This window comes from Shewanella sp. A32, from assembly GCF_029167175.1.
Classification (GTDB): Bacteria; Pseudomonadota; Gammaproteobacteria; order Enterobacterales; family Shewanellaceae; genus Shewanella; species Shewanella yunxiaonensis.
Genome location: NZ_JARFTS010000034.1, coordinates 1 through 16819 on the forward strand (window position 1 = coordinate 1; position 16819 = coordinate 16819).

General features: G+C 49.2%; 12 protein-coding genes. All 12 read right to left on the bottom strand.

The features are described 5' to 3' along the window. Positions 1–86: 86 nt before the first annotated feature. Positions 87–1271 carry an elongation factor Tu gene (gene tuf / locus PY479_RS16725; protein ID WP_133040222.1) on the bottom strand — a complete coding sequence of 395 codons (1185 nt, stop codon included), beginning with the start codon at positions 1269–1271 and terminating at the stop codon, positions 87–89. A 77-nt stretch (positions 1272–1348) separates the two neighbouring features. Beyond that, positions 1349–3445, bottom strand: a complete 2097-nt coding sequence (gene fusA, locus PY479_RS16730; protein WP_212595102.1) for an elongation factor G — start codon at positions 3443–3445, stop codon at positions 1349–1351. A 76-nt stretch (positions 3446–3521) separates the two neighbouring features. Then, on the bottom strand, positions 3522–3992 hold the full coding sequence (gene rpsG / locus PY479_RS16735) for a 30S ribosomal protein S7 (RefSeq protein WP_212595101.1): 471 nt from the start codon (positions 3990–3992) through the stop codon (positions 3522–3524). A 79-nt stretch (positions 3993–4071) separates the two neighbouring features. Next, positions 4072–4446 (bottom strand): 30S ribosomal protein S12, encoded by a 375-nt coding sequence (gene rpsL, locus PY479_RS16740; protein WP_212595100.1) that lies wholly within the window; start codon positions 4444–4446, stop codon positions 4072–4074. A gap of 176 nt (positions 4447–4622) precedes the next feature. Then, the gene (gene rpoC / locus PY479_RS16745) at positions 4623–8834 is read right to left on the bottom strand and encodes a DNA-directed RNA polymerase subunit beta' (RefSeq protein WP_212595099.1); all 4212 of its coding nucleotides are present in this window, start codon (positions 8832–8834) and stop codon (positions 4623–4625) included. Between the two features lie 83 nt (positions 8835–8917). Next, positions 8918–12949 carry a DNA-directed RNA polymerase subunit beta gene (rpoB, locus tag PY479_RS16750; protein ID WP_212595098.1) on the bottom strand — a complete coding sequence of 1344 codons (4032 nt, stop codon included), beginning with the start codon at positions 12947–12949 and terminating at the stop codon, positions 8918–8920. Between the two features lie 242 nt (positions 12950–13191). Continuing rightward, entirely contained in the window at positions 13192–13563 is a 372-nt protein-coding gene (gene rplL, locus PY479_RS16755; protein WP_212595097.1) for a 50S ribosomal protein L7/L12, read from the bottom strand. Positions 13564–13617: 54 nt separating this feature from the next. After that, positions 13618–14118, bottom strand: a complete 501-nt coding sequence (gene rplJ / locus PY479_RS16760) for a 50S ribosomal protein L10 (RefSeq protein WP_212595096.1) — start codon at positions 14116–14118, stop codon at positions 13618–13620. A gap of 245 nt (positions 14119–14363) precedes the next feature. Further along, complete coding sequence (gene rplA, locus PY479_RS16765; protein ID WP_212595095.1) at positions 14364–15068, bottom strand: 50S ribosomal protein L1; 705 nt, start codon at positions 15066–15068, stop codon at positions 14364–14366. A gap of 4 nt (positions 15069–15072) precedes the next feature. Beyond that, positions 15073–15501, bottom strand: coding sequence for a 50S ribosomal protein L11 (gene rplK, locus PY479_RS16770; protein ID WP_212595094.1), 429 nt, complete (start codon positions 15499–15501; stop codon positions 15073–15075). Positions 15502–15623: 122 nt separating this feature from the next. Then, positions 15624–16175 carry a transcription termination/antitermination protein NusG gene (gene nusG / locus PY479_RS16775; RefSeq protein ID WP_133040224.1) on the bottom strand — a complete coding sequence of 184 codons (552 nt, stop codon included), beginning with the start codon at positions 16173–16175 and terminating at the stop codon, positions 15624–15626. An 8-nt stretch (positions 16176–16183) separates the two neighbouring features. Continuing rightward, positions 16184–16555, bottom strand: a complete 372-nt coding sequence (gene secE, locus PY479_RS16780; RefSeq protein WP_212595093.1) for a preprotein translocase subunit SecE — start codon at positions 16553–16555, stop codon at positions 16184–16186. Positions 16556–16819: the final 264 nt, after the last annotated feature.

Sequence of the window (16819 nt, forward strand, 5' to 3'; positions counted from 1 at the left end):
CCAATCAGGTGCACAATAGAAAAGGCCAGCTACGGGAGCTGGCCTAAAAACTGTCAACCTATATTAGGACGAGACACTCGACCTGATTAGGCGATGATCTTCGCTACCACGCCGGCGCCTACTGTGCGGCCACCTTCACGGATCGCAAAACGCAGACCTTCGTCCATCGCGATTGGGCAGATCAAAGTCACTACCATCTTGATGTTGTCGCCTGGCATTACCATCTCTACGCCTTCTGGCAGTTCGATAGTACCGGTTACGTCAGTTGTACGGAAGTAGAACTGTGGACGATAGCCTTTGAAGAATGGTGTATGACGACCACCTTCTTCTTTGCTCAGTACGTAGACTTCTGATTCGAACTTGGTGTGTGGAGTGATAGTGCCTGGTTTAGCCAGTACCTGACCACGTTCTACTTCATCACGTTTAGTACCACGCAGCAGTACACCCACGTTTTCACCGGCACGACCTTCGTCCAGCAGTTTACGGAACATTTCTACACCAGTACAGGTAGTCTTAGTAGTGTCGTGGATACCCACGATTTCTACTTCGTCACCTACACGGATGATACCGCGTTCTACACGACCTGTTACTACTGTACCACGACCGGAGATTGAGAATACGTCTTCGATTGGCAGCAGGAATGGGTGGTCGATATCACGTACGGGTTCTGGGATGTAAGTATCCAGGGCTTCTGCCAGTTCAATGATCTTCGCTTCCCATTCTGGTTCGCCTTCCAGTGCTTTCAGGGCTGAACCCTGGATCACTGGCAGGTCATCACCTGGGAAGTCGTATTCAGACAGCAGTTCACGAACTTCCATCTCTACCAGTTCCAGCAGCTCTTCATCATCTACCATGTCACATTTGTTCATGAATACGATGATGTAAGGTACGCCTACCTGACGTGACAGCAGGATGTGCTCACGAGTCTGTGGCATTGGGCCATCAGTCGCAGCTACTACCAGGATCGCGCCGTCCATCTGCGCAGCACCAGTGATCATGTTTTTAACATAGTCAGCGTGCCCTGGGCAGTCTACGTGTGCGTAGTGACGAGTTGGAGTGTCGTACTCTACGTGTGAGGTGTTGATGGTAATACCACGTTCACGCTCTTCTGGTGCGTTATCAATTGCTGCGAAATCTTTTGCTTCACCGCCGTAGGTCTTGGCCAATACAGTTGTGATAGCTGCAGTCAGAGTGGTTTTACCATGGTCAACGTGGCCAATGGTACCCACGTTTACGTGGGGTTTACTACGTTCAAATTTAGCTTTAGACACGATATATTCCTTTGTTTCAAATGTGTCAGGCAACGCCTGACGCAAACAATCAAAATAACAGTTATGCCGTTCCTAAATCAGGTACGAGCTTCGATAACTGCCTTAGCAACGTTTTGCGGCGCTTCTGCATACTTCAGGAACTCCATGGAGTATGAAGCGCGACCTTGTGTGGCAGAACGCAAATCTGTTGCATAACCAAACATTTCAGCCAGAGGCACTACAGCACGGATAATTTTAATTCCGGCAACGCCATCATCCATCCCTTCGATGAGACCACGACGACGGTTAAGATCGCCGACAACATCACCCATGTAATCTTCAGGTGTAGTGACTTCAACCTTCATGCAAGGCTCGAGCAACACAGGGGTTGCCAACAGCGCGCCCTTTTTGAAGCCCATAGAACCTGCAACCTTGAACGCCATTTCGTTCGAGTCCACTTCATGGTACGAACCATCGAACAGCGTGACTTTCACATCCAAAACAGGGAATCCGGCGAGGACACCATTCTTCATCTGTTCTTGGATACCTTTGTCAACGGCTGGGATATATTCCTTAGGAATAACACCACCAACGACTGCGTTGACAAACTGATAACCAGCGCCTTCTTCGAGAGGCTCCAGTTTCAACCAGACATGACCAAACTGTCCTCGGCCACCGGATTGACGTACGAACTTACCTTCTGCTTCCACGCTACCGCGGATAGTTTCACGATAAGCCACCTGAGGTTTACCAACGTTACATTCAACGCTGAACTCACGGCGCATACGGTCAATAATAATGTCCAGGTGCAATTCACCCATCCCTGAGATCAGAGTCTGACCCGACTCTTCATCAGTTTCAACCCGGAAGGATGGATCTTCCATCGCCAGTTTCTGTAAGGCGATGCCCATCTTTTCCTGGTCAGCTTTCGAACGGGGTTCGACAGCGATGGTAATTACCGGATCCGGGAAATCCATGCGTTCCAAAATCACTTTATGATCAGGGTCGCACAGAGTGTCTCCAGTCGTTACTTCTTTCAGGCCGATAGCCGCCGCGATATCTCCGGCACGAACCTCTTTGATCTCGTTACGGTCATTGGCGTGCATCTGTACGATACGGCCAATGCGCTCACGCTTTTCTTTAACGCTGTTATATACCGCAGCGCCCGATTCCAGTACCCCAGAGTACACACGAATAAATGTCAACGTTCCCACAAATGGGTCAGTGGCGATTTTAAATGCCAAAGCTGCAAATGGTGCTTTGTCATCAGAAACACGTTCCACTTCGTTGTCATATTCATCATGACCTTTGATGGGAGGTACATCATTTGGTGCAGGTAAATATTCGATAACAGCATCAAGAACTGCTTGTACGCCTTTGTTTTTAAAGGCACTACCACAGGTCGCCAGCACAATCTCATTATTGATTGTGCGCTGACGCAGCGCTTGCTTGATCTCTTCTTCGGAGAGGTCACCCTCTTCGAGATATTTATCCATCAACTCATCGGAGGCTTCTGCTGCACTTTCCACCAGATACTCACGCATCTCAGTGGCTTTGGCGAGCAGATGCTCTGGGATATCTTCATGAGTGAAGGTCATCCCCTGATCAGCGTCATTCCAGTTGATTGCCTTCATCTTGATCAGGTCAATCACACCGGTAAAGTTTTCTTCAGCACCGATATTCAGTTGAATGGGAACACAGGTAGCGCCGAGCCGATTACGGATCTGTTTGACCACCCGATCAAAGTCCGCACCCGCACGGTCCATCTTGTTGACAAATACCAGACGAGGGACGTGATATTTATCTGCCTGACGCCATACGGTTTCAGACTGAGGCTCCACACCAGAAGCCCCACAAAATACTACGACCGCACCGTCCAGTACGCGCAACGAACGCTCTACTTCAATGGTAAAATCAACGTGACCTGGGGTATCAATGATATTGATGCGATGCTGTTCGAACTGGGCATCCATCCCACGCCAGAATGTCGTCACCGCAGCGGAAGTAATAGTGATGCCGCGCTCCTGCTCCTGGACCATCCAGTCAGTAGTTGCTGCGCCATCATGTACTTCGCCGATTTTATGTGACAAACCGGTGTAGAACAGAATACGTTCAGTTGTCGTTGTTTTGCCTGCATCAACGTGAGCACAAATACCGATGTTGCGATAACGCTCAATAGGAGTTGTACGAGCCACGATTTATACCCTCTCTACCGGAACCGAAGTCCCGGTGTTGCCAGAGAATGCGCGGAAAAAAATTCCGCGCAAGATATTACCAACGGTAATGAGCAAAGGCTTTGTTGGCTTCTGCCATACGATGCACGTCTTCGCGCTTCTTAACGGCAGCACCTTTATTTTCGGATGCATCCAGCATTTCGCCAGCCAGACGCAGAGCCATAGATTTTTCACCACGCTTACGTGCAGCTTCAACTAACCAGCGCATCGCCAGAGCGTTACGACGCACTGGACGAACTTCACATGGTACCTGGTAAGTAGAACCACCGACACGACGAGATTTAACTTCGACGGCTGGGCGGACGTTATCCAGGGCTGCTTCCAAAAGAACCAGATGATCTTCGCCTTTTTTCTCAGCGATAACATCTAATGCTTTGTAGATAATCTTTTCGGCAGTTGATTTTTTGCCGTCTTGCATAATGACGTTGATGAACTTCGCCAGCAACTCACTATTAAATTTTGGATCAGGCAGAATTTTGCGCTGACCGACTACGCGACGTCTAGGCATGATATGTCTCCGTATACTTCAGGTTTTTCCAAAACCATAAAATGATTAAAAAAGCTTGGCCTTACTTAACGGAACACCATTAAGACTTAGGACGCTTGGCTCCGTACTTAGAACGACTCTGACGACGAGCGCTGATACCAGCACAGTCCAGAGCGCCACGTACAGTGTGGTAACGAACACCAGGCAGGTCCTTAACACGACCACCACGGATCAAAATTACACTGTGTTCCTGCAGGTTGTGGCCTTCACCGCCGATATATGAAGTTACTTCAAAACCGTTGGTCAGACGCACACGCGCTACTTTACGCAGTGCAGAGTTTGGTTTTTTAGGGGTAGTGGTGTACACACGGGTACAAACACCACGCTTTTGTGGGCACGCATTCAACGCTGGTACCGCTGTCTTTTCGACTTTGGGAGCGCGAGGCTTACGTACCAACTGGTTTACAGTTGCCATGTATAGCTCCAATTTAGTTGATTTACTCAACGTTTGGGTGTGAAAAATCTATATCCCACAAAAGTGGGACGCGGAATTTTAGAAAGGTCGAGGCTGACTGTCAAGAAATAGCCAATCATGTACGACTTTTCATCAAAAAAGGCGCCCGAGGGCGCCTTTTTGTCTCGGTTTTTCGATTATTCCTGACTACCGGCCAAGTTCAGCAAATCGGCCAGGTTCTGTTCGGCTTCGCTGGCAGTAATACCAGGCGCTTCCTGAGCAACCTCACCTTTATTATGAACTCGGTTTTTATGGTAAGCATAACCAGTACCGGCTGGGATCAAACGACCCACAATCACGTTTTCCTTCAGACCACGCAGGTTATCTGACTTGCCACCAACGGCAGCTTCTGTCAGTACGCGAGTGGTTTCCTGGAACGATGCGGCAGAAATGAAGGATTCTGTCGCCAGTGACGCCTTGGTAATACCCAACAATTCACGTTCGAATTTCGCTGGACGTTTACCTTGAGCTTCCAGTTCACGGTTAGTGATCTTAACGCGAGAAACTTCTGCCTGTTCACCCACCAGCAGATCAGAATCACCAGCGTCAGTGATAATACCCTTACGCAGCATCTGACGGATGATGACCTCGATATGCTTATCGTTGATCTTCACACCCTGCAGACGGTATACGTCCTGCACTTCATTGACGATGTAACTGGCCACGTTGTGAATACCACGCAGACGCAGAATGTCGTGTGCTGATTCTGGACCGTCAGCGATCACTTCACCACGTTCGACTTTTTCACCTTCGAACACGTTCAGGTTACGCCACTTAGGGATCATCTCTTCGTAAGCATCACCACCATCGGCAGGGGTGATCACCAGACGACGCTTACCTTTGGTTTCTTTACCGAAGGAGATAGTACCGGTGATTTCTGCCAGAATTGCGGGTTCTTTTGGCTTACGGGCTTCGAACAGGTCTGCAACACGTGGCAAACCACCGGTGATATCACGGGTCTTAGAAGATTCTTGTGGAATACGCGCCAGCGCGTCACCCACGTTGATCTTAGTGTTGTCATCCAAGCTTACGATCGCATGACCAGGCAGGAAGTACTGTGCTGGCACTTCAGTACCCGGAATAGTCAGGTCGTGACCTTTGTCATCCACCAGGCGTACCGCAGGACGCATGTCCTTACCGGCTGATGGGCGCTGTGCTACATCCATAACCACGATAGACGACAAACCAGTCAGTTCGTCGGTTTGACGTTGAATGGTGACACCGTCAATCATGTCAACGAACTGCACATTACCTTCCACTTCAGTGATGATTGGGTGGGTATGTGGATCCCAGTTCGCGATGATCTGACCAGGTTCGATGGCTGCGCCTTCCTGTTTTTCCAGGATAGTACCGTAAGGCACTTTATAGCGTTCCTTCTCACGGCCTAAATCGTCAACGATAGCCAGCTCAGAAGAACGCGATACGATAACCAGTTTACCTTCGGTATTCACAACATGCTTAGCATTGTGCAGTTTCAACGTACCAGCATTTTTGGTCTGAACGTTGTTTTCTGCAGAAGCTCTGGATGCGGCACCACCGATGTGGAATGTACGCATTGTCAGCTGTGTACCTGGTTCACCGATAGACTGCGCCGCGACTACGCCGATAGCTTCACCTTGGTTGATGATATGACCACGAGCCAAATCACGACCGTAACAGTGAGCACATACACCGAAATCGGTATCACAAGTGATAACAGAACGAACTTTCACTTCGTCAACACTGGCGTCTTCCAGCTTCTTACACCAAGCTTCGTCCAACAGTGTATTACGTGGTGCCAGCACTTCTTCGGTACCTGGGTAATAAACGTCTTCAGCGACCACACGACCCAGCACACGTTCACGCAGTGGCTCAACCACGTCACCACCTTCAATCAGTGGTTTCATGATCAGACCTTCGTGGGTACCACAGTCTTCTTCAATAACCACCAGGTCTTGAGCAACGTCAACCAAACGACGAGTCAGGTAACCGGAGTTTGCGGTTTTCAGTGCAGTATCCGCCAGACCTTTACGCGCACCGTGAGTAGAGATGAAGTACTGCAGTACGTTCAGACCTTCACGGAAGTTCGCCACGATTGGGGTTTCAATGATGGAGCCATCAGGCTTAGCCATCAGACCACGCATACCCGCCAACTGACGGATCTGAGCGGCACTACCACGCGCACCAGAGTCGGCCATCATATAGATGCTGTTGAAGGATGCCTGTTCTTCCTCTTCACCGTTACGGTTAATAACGGTTTCAGTAGACAGGTTCTTCATCATCGCCTTGGACACTTTTTCGTTACAGCTGGCCCAGATGTCGATCACTTTGTTATAGCGTTCACCAGCGGTTACCAAACCTGACTGGAACTGCTCTTGGATTTCCAGTACTTCGGCTTCAGCGTCAGCAACCAGCTTAGCTTTCTCTGCTGGGATCTGCATGTCATTGATACCGACAGATGAACCAGAAATAGTCGCATAGCGATAACCGGTATACATCAGCTGGTCGGCAAAAATAACTGTGTCTTTCAGACCCAGACGGCGATAGCAGATGTTCAGCAACTTGGCGATCTGCTTCTTACCCATGTTCTGGTTAACGACTTCAAATGGCAAACCAGCGGGCAAAATCTGCGATAACAACGCACGACCAACAGTAGTGTCCACAATCCGACGGACCTGTTTCTTCTCGCCATTGGCCTCAATCTGAGTTTCGGTGATACGCACTTTTACACGCGCATGCAATTCAGCAACACCGGTACGGTAAGCTTTTTCAGCTTCAGCGACGTCGGCAAATGCCATACCTTCGCCTTTACCGTTTACGCGTTCGCGGCTCATGTAGTACAAACCCAATACCACGTCCTGCGAAGGCACGATAATAGGTTCACCGTTAGCAGGTGACAGGATGTTGTTGGTAGACATCATCAGTGCACGGGCTTCGAGCTGCGCTTCCAGTGTCAACGGTACGTGTACCGCCATCTGGTCACCGTCGAAGTCCGCGTTGAACGCAGTACATACCAATGGGTGCAGACGAATCGCTTTACCTTCAATCAGCACTGGTTCAAACGCCTGAATACCCAGACGGTGCAGTGTTGGCGCACGGTTCAGCATCACTGGATGTTCACGAATAACTTCGTCCAGAACGTCCCAGACTTCCGGTACTTCACGTTCTACCATCTTCTTCGCAGCTTTGATGGTAGTCGCCAGGCCGCGGGCTTCCAACTTGCCATAGATAAACGGCTTGAACAGTTCCAACGCCATTTTCTTCGGCAGACCACACTGATGCAGACGCAGAGTAGGACCAACAGTAATTACTGAACGGCCAGAGTAATCCACACGTTTACCCAGCAGGTTCTGACGGAAACGACCCTGTTTACCTTTGATCATGTCGGCCAGAGATTTCAGCGGACGCTTGTTAGAGCCGGTAATTGCACGGCCACGACGACCGTTATCCAGCAGCGCATCCACAGATTCCTGCAACATACGTTTTTCGTTACGTACGATGATATCTGGTGCAGCCAGATCCAGCAGACGTTTCAGACGGTTGTTACGGTTGATCACTCGGCGATACAGATCGTTCAGATCTGAAGTCGCGAAACGACCACCGTCCAATGGCACCAACGGACGCAGATCCGGTGGTAACACAGGCAATACTTTTAGGATCATCCACTCAGGCTTGTTACCTGAATTGTAGAATGCTTCCATCAACTTCAGACGCTTGGTCACTTTCTTGCGACGGGTTTCTGAATTGATTGAAGGCAGTTCTTCGCGCATTTCACCGATTTCTTTTTCAAGATCGATGGCACGCAACAGTTCCAGCACGGCTTCGGCGCCCATTTTGGCTTCGAATTCGTCGCCGTATTCTTCCAGCGCATCCAGGTAGTTTTCTTCGGTCAGCATCTGACCGCGTTCAAGGCTGGTCATGCCAGGCTCGATCACTACGAATGATTCGAAGTACAGCACACGTTCGATATCGCGCAGGGTCATGTCCAGCATCAGGCCGATACGGCTTGGCAGGGACTTGAGGAACCAGATATGCGCCACCGGTGAAGCCAGCTCAATGTGACCCATACGTTCACGACGTACTTTGGTCTGAGTAACTTCAACACCACATTTTTCACAGATAACACCGCGATGCTTCAGGCGTTTGTACTTACCGCACAAACATTCGTAATCTTTCACCGGGCCAAAGATACGCGCACAAAACAGACCTTCACGCTCAGGCTTGAAGGTACGGTAGTTGATGGTTTCCGGCTTCTTGACTTCGCCATACGACCAGGAACGGATCAAGTCAGGCGATGCGAGGCCAATCTTGATGCCTTCAAACTCTTCGGTCTTACTTTGCTGTTTCAGAAACTTTAATAAGTCTTTCACGTTTCTCTCCTGAAGGAGTTAAACCGGGTGCCCCGCAATGCAGCGAGGCACCAATTTCTAGCCAAACACAGTCGTGCTGCGCCTTACTCTTGGTCCAGTTCGATATTGATACCGAGTGAACGGATTTCCTTCAGCAATACGTTGAAGGATTCAGGCATACCGGGTTGCATCTGGTGATTGCCGTCAACGATGTTCTTGTACATCTGAGTACGACCGTTAACGTCATCGGATTTCACAGTGAGCATTTCCTGCAGCGTATATGCAGCGCCATACGCTTCCAGAGCCCACACTTCCATCTCACCGAAACGCTGACCACCGAACTGTGCCTTACCACCCAGTGGCTGCTGAGTCACTAGGCTGTAAGAACCGGTAGAACGGGCGTGCATCTTGTCGTCTACCAAGTGGTTCAGTTTCAGCATGTACATGTAACCGACGGTCACAGGACGTTCGAAGGCATTACCAGTAAGACCATCGTAAAGAGTCATCTGACCGGAAGTTGGCAGACCAGCCAGTTCCAGCATATCTTTGATCTCTTTCTCTTCGGCACCGTCAAACGCAGGTGTTGCTGTTGGCAGACCCAGTTTCAGGTGGCTGGCCAGACGCATCACTTCGTCATCAGTAAAGGAGTCGATATCAACCTTCTGCTTCACACCATCACCTAAGGCATAAACCTTCTTGATGTATTCACGCAGTTCTGCCACTTCACGCTGTTCTTCCAGCATGGTGTTGATGCGATTACCGATACCTTTGGCTGCTGCACCCAAGTGCACTTCCAATACCTGACCGATGTTCATACGTGAAGGTACGCCGAGTGGGTTCAACACGATGTCCATCGGTACGCCGTGTTCATCATATGGCATATCTTCGATAGGACAGATCTTGGAGACCACACCCTTGTTACCGTGACGCCCCGCCATCTTGTCACCAGGTTGAATGGTACGTTTAACCGCCAAGTACACTTTAACGATCTTCAGTACGCCTGGAGCCAAGTCATCACCCTGGGTGATTTTGCGGCGTTTAGCTTCAAATTTCTTGTCGAAGTCTGCTTTCAGCTCTTCGTGCTGCTCAGCCAGCTGTTCCAGCTCAGTCTGTTTGGCTTCATCGTCGATAACCTGAACCAGATAATCCTTACGTGGCATATCTGCCAGTTTGGCTTCACTGACACCGCTGTTCAGCAGCAGGTTACGAGCACGATCAAACACACCTTCTTCCAGAATCTTGAACTCTTCAGTCAAGTCCTTACGTGCCTGAGCAATGTGCATCTCTTCAATTTCGATAGCACGTTTGTCTTTTTCGACACCATCACGAGTGAAGACCTGAACGTCGATAACGGTACCTTTCACTGAGTTAGGAACACGCAGTGAGCTGTCCTTCACGTCAGAGGCTTTTTCACCGAAAATCGCCCGCAGCAGTTTTTCTTCTGGTGTCAGCTGAGTTTCACCTTTTGGTGTCACTTTACCGACCAGGATGTCACCGCCCTTCACTTCAGCACCGATATAGACGATACCGGACTCATCCAGTTTGGAGAGTGCGGATTCACCTACGTTCGGGATGTCAGCTGTAATCTCTTCGCTACCCAGTTTGGTATCACGAGCGATACAGGACAGTTCCTGAATGTGAATGGTGGTGAAGCGATCTTGCTGCGCAACACGCTCAGAGATCAGGATGGAGTCTTCATAGTTGTAACCATTCCAGGTCATGAATGCGATACGCATATTCTGACCCAGCGCCAACTCGCCCATATCAGTAGATGGGCCGTCAGCCAGTACGTCACCACGAGTCACTGGCTCACCAACATGGCAACAAGGACGCTGGTTAATACAGGTGTTCTGGTTAGAACGGGTATATTTAGTCAGGTTGTAAATGTCGATACCCGCTTCGCCTGGGCGCAGCTCTTCTTCATTTACTTTAACCACGATACGGCTGGCATCAACGTAATCAATGACACCACCACGTTTAGCAGCGACACACACACCGGAATCCATCGCCAGGGTACGTTCAATACCAGTCCCTACCAATGGTTTTTCAGATAGCAGTGTTGGAACCGCTTGACGTTGCATGTTCGCACCCATCAAGGCACGGTTCGCGTCATCGTGTTCCAAGAATGGAATCAAAGAAGCCGCTACCGAGATGATCTGCTGTGGTGATACGTCCATATACTGGATGTCGGAAACGCGCATAAAGGTAGATTCACCTTTATGACGGCAAGCAACCTGCTCATCCAGAATGCGGCCATTTTCGTCGAGGTCGATGTTTGCCTGAGCAACCACATAACGACCTTCTTCAATGGCGGACAAGTATTCAACTTCATCAGTTACTACGCCATCAACGACTTTACGGTATGGCGTTTCCAAGAAGCCATAGGCGTTAGTACGCGCGAAAGTAGACAATGAGTTGATCAGACCAATGTTTGGACCTTCAGGGGTCTCAATTGGACACAGACGACCGTAGTGAGTTGGGTGAACGTCACGCACTTCGAAGCCTGCGCGTTCACGCGTCAAACCACCGGGGCCAAGTGCAGAAATACGACGCTTGTGCGTTACTTCTGACAGCGGGTTGTTCTGGTCCATAAACTGTGACAACTGTGAAGAGCCAAAGAACTCTTTCACTGCCGCAGAGATCGGCTTAGCATTGATCAGATCCTGTGGCATCAGTTCGTTCAGGTCGCCCAGTGACAGACGTTCACGCACAGCACGTTCAACACGTACTAAACCAACGCGGAACTGGTTTTCTGCCATTTCGCCCACAGAACGGATACGACGGTTGCCCAAGTGGTCAATATCGTCCACTTCATCAAAACCGTTACGGATCTCGATGATTTTCTTCATAACAGCAACGATGTCTGATTTGCTCAGAATGCCGGTACCTTCGTTCTCATCGATATCGAGACGACGGTTGAACTTCATACGGCCCACTTTAGACAGGTCGTAGCGTTCTTCTGCGAAGAACAGGTTCTGGAACAAGGCTTCAGCCGCATCTTTGGTTGGTGGTTCACCAGGACGCATCATACGGTAGATCTCGACCAATGCTTCCATACGGTTGGTGGTAGAGTCGATACGCAGCGTATCAGACATGTAAGCACCGTGATCCAACTCGTTGACATAGAGAGTGCTGATATCTTTGATGCCTGCTTGTGACAGGTTAGCCAGCACTTCCAGCGTCAGTTCATCGTTTGCAGTCAGCAATACTTCACCGGTATCAGGATCGATATAGTCCTGAGCGGCTAACTTACCAACGATGTAATCCACCGGCACTTCCAGCTCAGTGGTATTGGACTTTTCCAACTGCTTGATGTGACGGGCAGTGATACGACGGCCTTTTTCCACCAACAGATTGCCCGCTGAATCCTTGATATCGTAACTGGCAGTTTCACCGCGCAGACGTTCAGGAACTAGCTTCATCACCAGCGAATCTTGTTTGATACTGAAATCTACGCGGTCGAAGAAGGTATCCAGGACTTCCTGGGTAGACATATCCAGTGCGCGCAGCAGGATTGTCGCAGGCAACTTACGACGACGGTCAATACGCACAAACAGCGCATCTTTTGGATCGAATTCAAAATCCAGCCATGAACCACGGTAAGGAATGATACGAGCGTTATACAACACTTTACCGGAGGAGTGGGTTTTACCACGGTCATGGTCGAAGAATACACCTGGGGAACGATGCAACTGAGAAACAATCACACGCTCGGTACCGTTAATAACGAAAGTACCGTTCTCAGTCATCAATGGGATATCACCCATGTAAACTTCTTGTTCTTTAATATCTTTAACAGTGCCGGCGGCGGCTTCACGATCAAACAACACCAGGCGCAGTTTTACGCGCAGCGGTGCGGAGAAAGTTACGCCACGAATCTGGCACTCTTTGACATCGAATACAGGCTCGCCCAGCTTGTAGCTGACATACTGCAATTCGGAATTGCCAGAAAAGCTCTTAATCGGGAAAACGCTGCGGAAAGCGGCTTCTAAGCCACGCTCACCGGTGGGATCTTGATCGGTGAACTTCTTGAATGAATCTAACTGAATCGCCAACAGGTAAGGAATGTCCAGTACCTGAGGACGCTTACCGAAGTTTTTGCGAATACGCTTCTTTTCAGAATAGGAGTAAACCATGGGTTTCCTCTGCTTGCGAGATGTGACCAAGACTGAACCAACCCTGCGGTTAATCCAGCACGTTTGCCCATCACCGATTGTTGGCAAGAACCTAACCAATAATCACTGCTAGGAACTGCAATATACGAATGATTTCACGGTGAAAAAATCATCGGCGCCTACAGCGCAAAAAAGGCCGACGGTCAAAAAACCGCCAGCCTACACCCGACTTTTGGTCAGATGGGAGTAAGTCAGTATCTAACTTACTTGATCTCTACAGTAGCGCCAGCTTCTTCGAGTTCTTTCTTCAGAGCTTCAGCTTCTTCTTTAGAGACAGCTTCTTTAACTGCTACTGGGGCAGATTCAGCCATTGCTTTGGCTTCTTTCAGACCCAGACCAGTTGCGCCACGTACGGCTTTAATTACAGCTACTTTGTTTTCGCCGTGAGAAGTCATAACTACGTCGAACTCGGTTTTTTCTTCAACGGCAGCAGCAGCTTCACCAGCACCACCAGCAACAACGGCAGCAGCGGCAGATACGCCGAACTTCTCTTCCATTGCTTCAACAAGTTCAACAACTTCCATTACAGACATTGCTGCAAAGGCTTCAAGGATTTGGTCTTTAGTGATAGACATAAGAAATATTTCCTATTGTACTGAATTCAATTCGTTTAAGCAGCGAGCCGGTAATTAGGCCGCTTCTTGTTTTTGATCGCGCAGTGCAGCCAGTGTACGAACAAACTTGCCAGCGGCGGCTTCTTTCATAGTCATCATCAACCGTGCCAGTGCTTCTTCGTATGTCGGCAGTTTTGCCAAACGATCAATGTCAGCTGCAGGGATGAATTCCCCTTCAAAAGCTGCACCTTTAACTTCGAAATTAGCCTGCTCTTTCGCAAAATCTTTTAACAGACGTGCGGCAGCACCTGGGTGCTCGTTAGAGAAAGCAATCAAAGTTGGGCCAGAGAACACTTCGCCAAGACACTCAAATGCAGTGCCTTCAACAGCGCGACGAGCCAGAGTGTTACGTACTACGCGTACATAAACACCATTAGCACGAGCGGCTTTACGCAGTGTGGTCATAGCGCCTACAGTCACGCCGCGGGAATCCGCGACAACTGCAGACAGTGCACCTTTGGCAGCTTCGTTGACTTCAGCAACAATCGCTTGTTTGTCTTCGAGTCTTAATGCCATTAGGCTTTACTCCTGGATTCTACCTAGGGTTTCCCCTAGCGTTTACCTTACTGAACAGAAATCCATTCAGTTACTTACGGTGCAGATAATCCAGCAGAACAAATCTATCTGGGGCCTGACACCGTCTACGCAGGAAATTAAGTATCTTAACTAAGAGACACCTGCGGTCTTGGACGGAAGCCCGAATATCGGGCTCCAACCCACAAAGTGCGCGCATTATAGGCTAATGCACGCATTTTGTAAAATTAAGCAGCAGTTGTATCCAGAGTGCTCTGGTCAACAGCAACACCGGCACCCATAGTAGTGGATACGGTGACTTTCTTGATGTACTGACCTTTCGCAGCAGCAGGCTTAGCCTTCTTCAGTGCGATCATCAGTGCTTCAAGGTTTTCTTTCAGTTTCACTGGTTCGAAGTCAGCTTTACCGATAGTGGTATGGATAATACCGTTTTTATCAGTACGATAACGAACCTGACCGGCTTTAGCGTTCTTAACCGCTTCAGCAACGTTAGGAGTCACAGTGCCAGTCTTAGGGTTAGGCATCAAACCACGTGGGCCGAGGATCTGACCTAACTGACCGACAACGCGCATCGCATCAGGAGAAGCGATGACTACGTCAAAGTTCATTTCGCCAGCTTTTACCTGGGCAGCCAGTTCGTCCATACCAACCAGTTCAGCACCTGCAGCTTTAGCAGCTTCAGCGTTAGCACCTTGAGTAAATACTGCAACGCGAACGTCGCGACCAGTACCGTGAGGCAGCACGATAGCGCCACGTACGTTCTGATCTGATTTACGAGGGTCAACACCCAGGTTAACGGCAACGTCCACACTTTCAACGAATTTAGCAGTAGCCAGTTCTTTCAACAGAACCAGTGCTTCATTGATATCGTATGCTTTAGTAGCTTCCACTTTTTCGCGGATAACGCGCATGCGCTTAGTCAACTTTGCCATTGTATTAGTCCTCTACTACCAAACCCATGGAACGAGCAGTACCTTCGATTGAGCGAGTCATCGCTTCAACGTCAGCACCAGTCATGTCAACAGCTTTCAGTTCAGCGATTTCCTGAACTTTAGCACGCTTGATAGTACCCACTTTCTGAGTATTAGGACGGCTTGAACCTGACTTCAGGCCAGCAGCCTGCTTCAGCAGATATGAAGCTGGAGGAGTCTTAGTTTCGAAAGTGAATGAGCGATCGCTGTACACAGTGATCACTACAGGGATAGGCATGCCCTTTTCCATTTTTTCTGTACGGGCGTTAAACGCTTTACAGAATTCCATGATGTTCACACCTTTCTGACCCAGAGCTGGACCTACTGGTGGTGAAGGGTTGGCAGAGCCTGATTTTACTTGCAGCTTAATATAAGCTTCAATTTTCTTAGCCATCTGATTTTCCTCAGTTTGGGTTCAAACGCCCGTGCAACATGCACAAGGCTCCCCGAAAACAACGGGTGCGGATTATATAGAAATCCACACCCGTTGCCAAACGGATTTTGTTGTTAATTTAATCAGCTTTTCTCAACCTGATTAAAGTCTAGTTCTACCGGGGTAGAACGGCCGAAGATCATGACAGACACTTTTACACGACTCTTGTCATAATCCACTTCTTCAACCGTCCCGTTGAAGTCGGCAAACGGCCCATCGGTCACTCGAACCACTTCACCAGGTTCGTACATAACGCGATGAGTCGGAGAATCTGTGGTTTCCTGCAGACGACGCAAAATGGCATCGGCTTCTTTGTCGGAAATTGGAGCTGGACGGTCAGAGGTACCGCCAATAAAGCCCATTACACGTGGAATGCTTTTCACCAAATGCCATGATTCATCATTCATTTCCATTTGAACCAGCACATATCCAGGGAAAAACTTGCGCTCACTCTTGCGGCGCTGACCGCCACGCATTTCCACTACTTCTTCGGTAGGCACCAGTACTTCACCGAAGTACTTTTCCATACCATGCATTTTGATATGTTCGATCAGAGACTTACAAACACGGCCTTCATAACCAGAAAAAGCCTGAACGACATACCACCTTTTTTTAGCTTCATTCGCTTCTGTCATGAGAAAGCCTATACGCCAGTAATAAGGTTGACAATTTTCAGCAGGGCTGCGTCGAGACCCCACAGGATGATGGCCAACACACCAGTCGCAATCAATACAATAAAGGTTGTATTCAGTGCTTCTTGCCGGGTAGGCCACACCACTTTACGGACTTCGATCTGAGATTCTTTAGCGAACGCCAATGCCTGTTTACCTTTTACTGTCTGCAGTGCAACAAAGCCTGCAATGGCAAACAGCACGATTACGCCAAGGGCTCGTGCCACTACGCTAGCATCGCTGTAGTGATGGTTGCCGACAATGGCAACTGCCAGCAGCACAATAGTGATCACCCACTTAAGAATATCCAGAGAATTGCCCTGGTTTTCGGTATTTGTTGTCATCGGTTAATTCCGTTACTCATTGCGACCCGAGCATAAGGGCCTATCAGCATTCAGTAAGCCCTGTTACATCCCCAATAATTGGAGCGCCGCCTTTTTCAGGCTCAAAAAATCGGCCATAGATTGTATGCTTAATCCCTTATCCGATCAAGGACGCAGGGTGCTTGATCTCGCAAAATCCATAGACGACAATGTCCCGTCCTAAGATAGGTTGACAGTTTTTAGGCCAGCTCCCGTAGCTGGCCTTTTCTATTGTGCACCTGATTG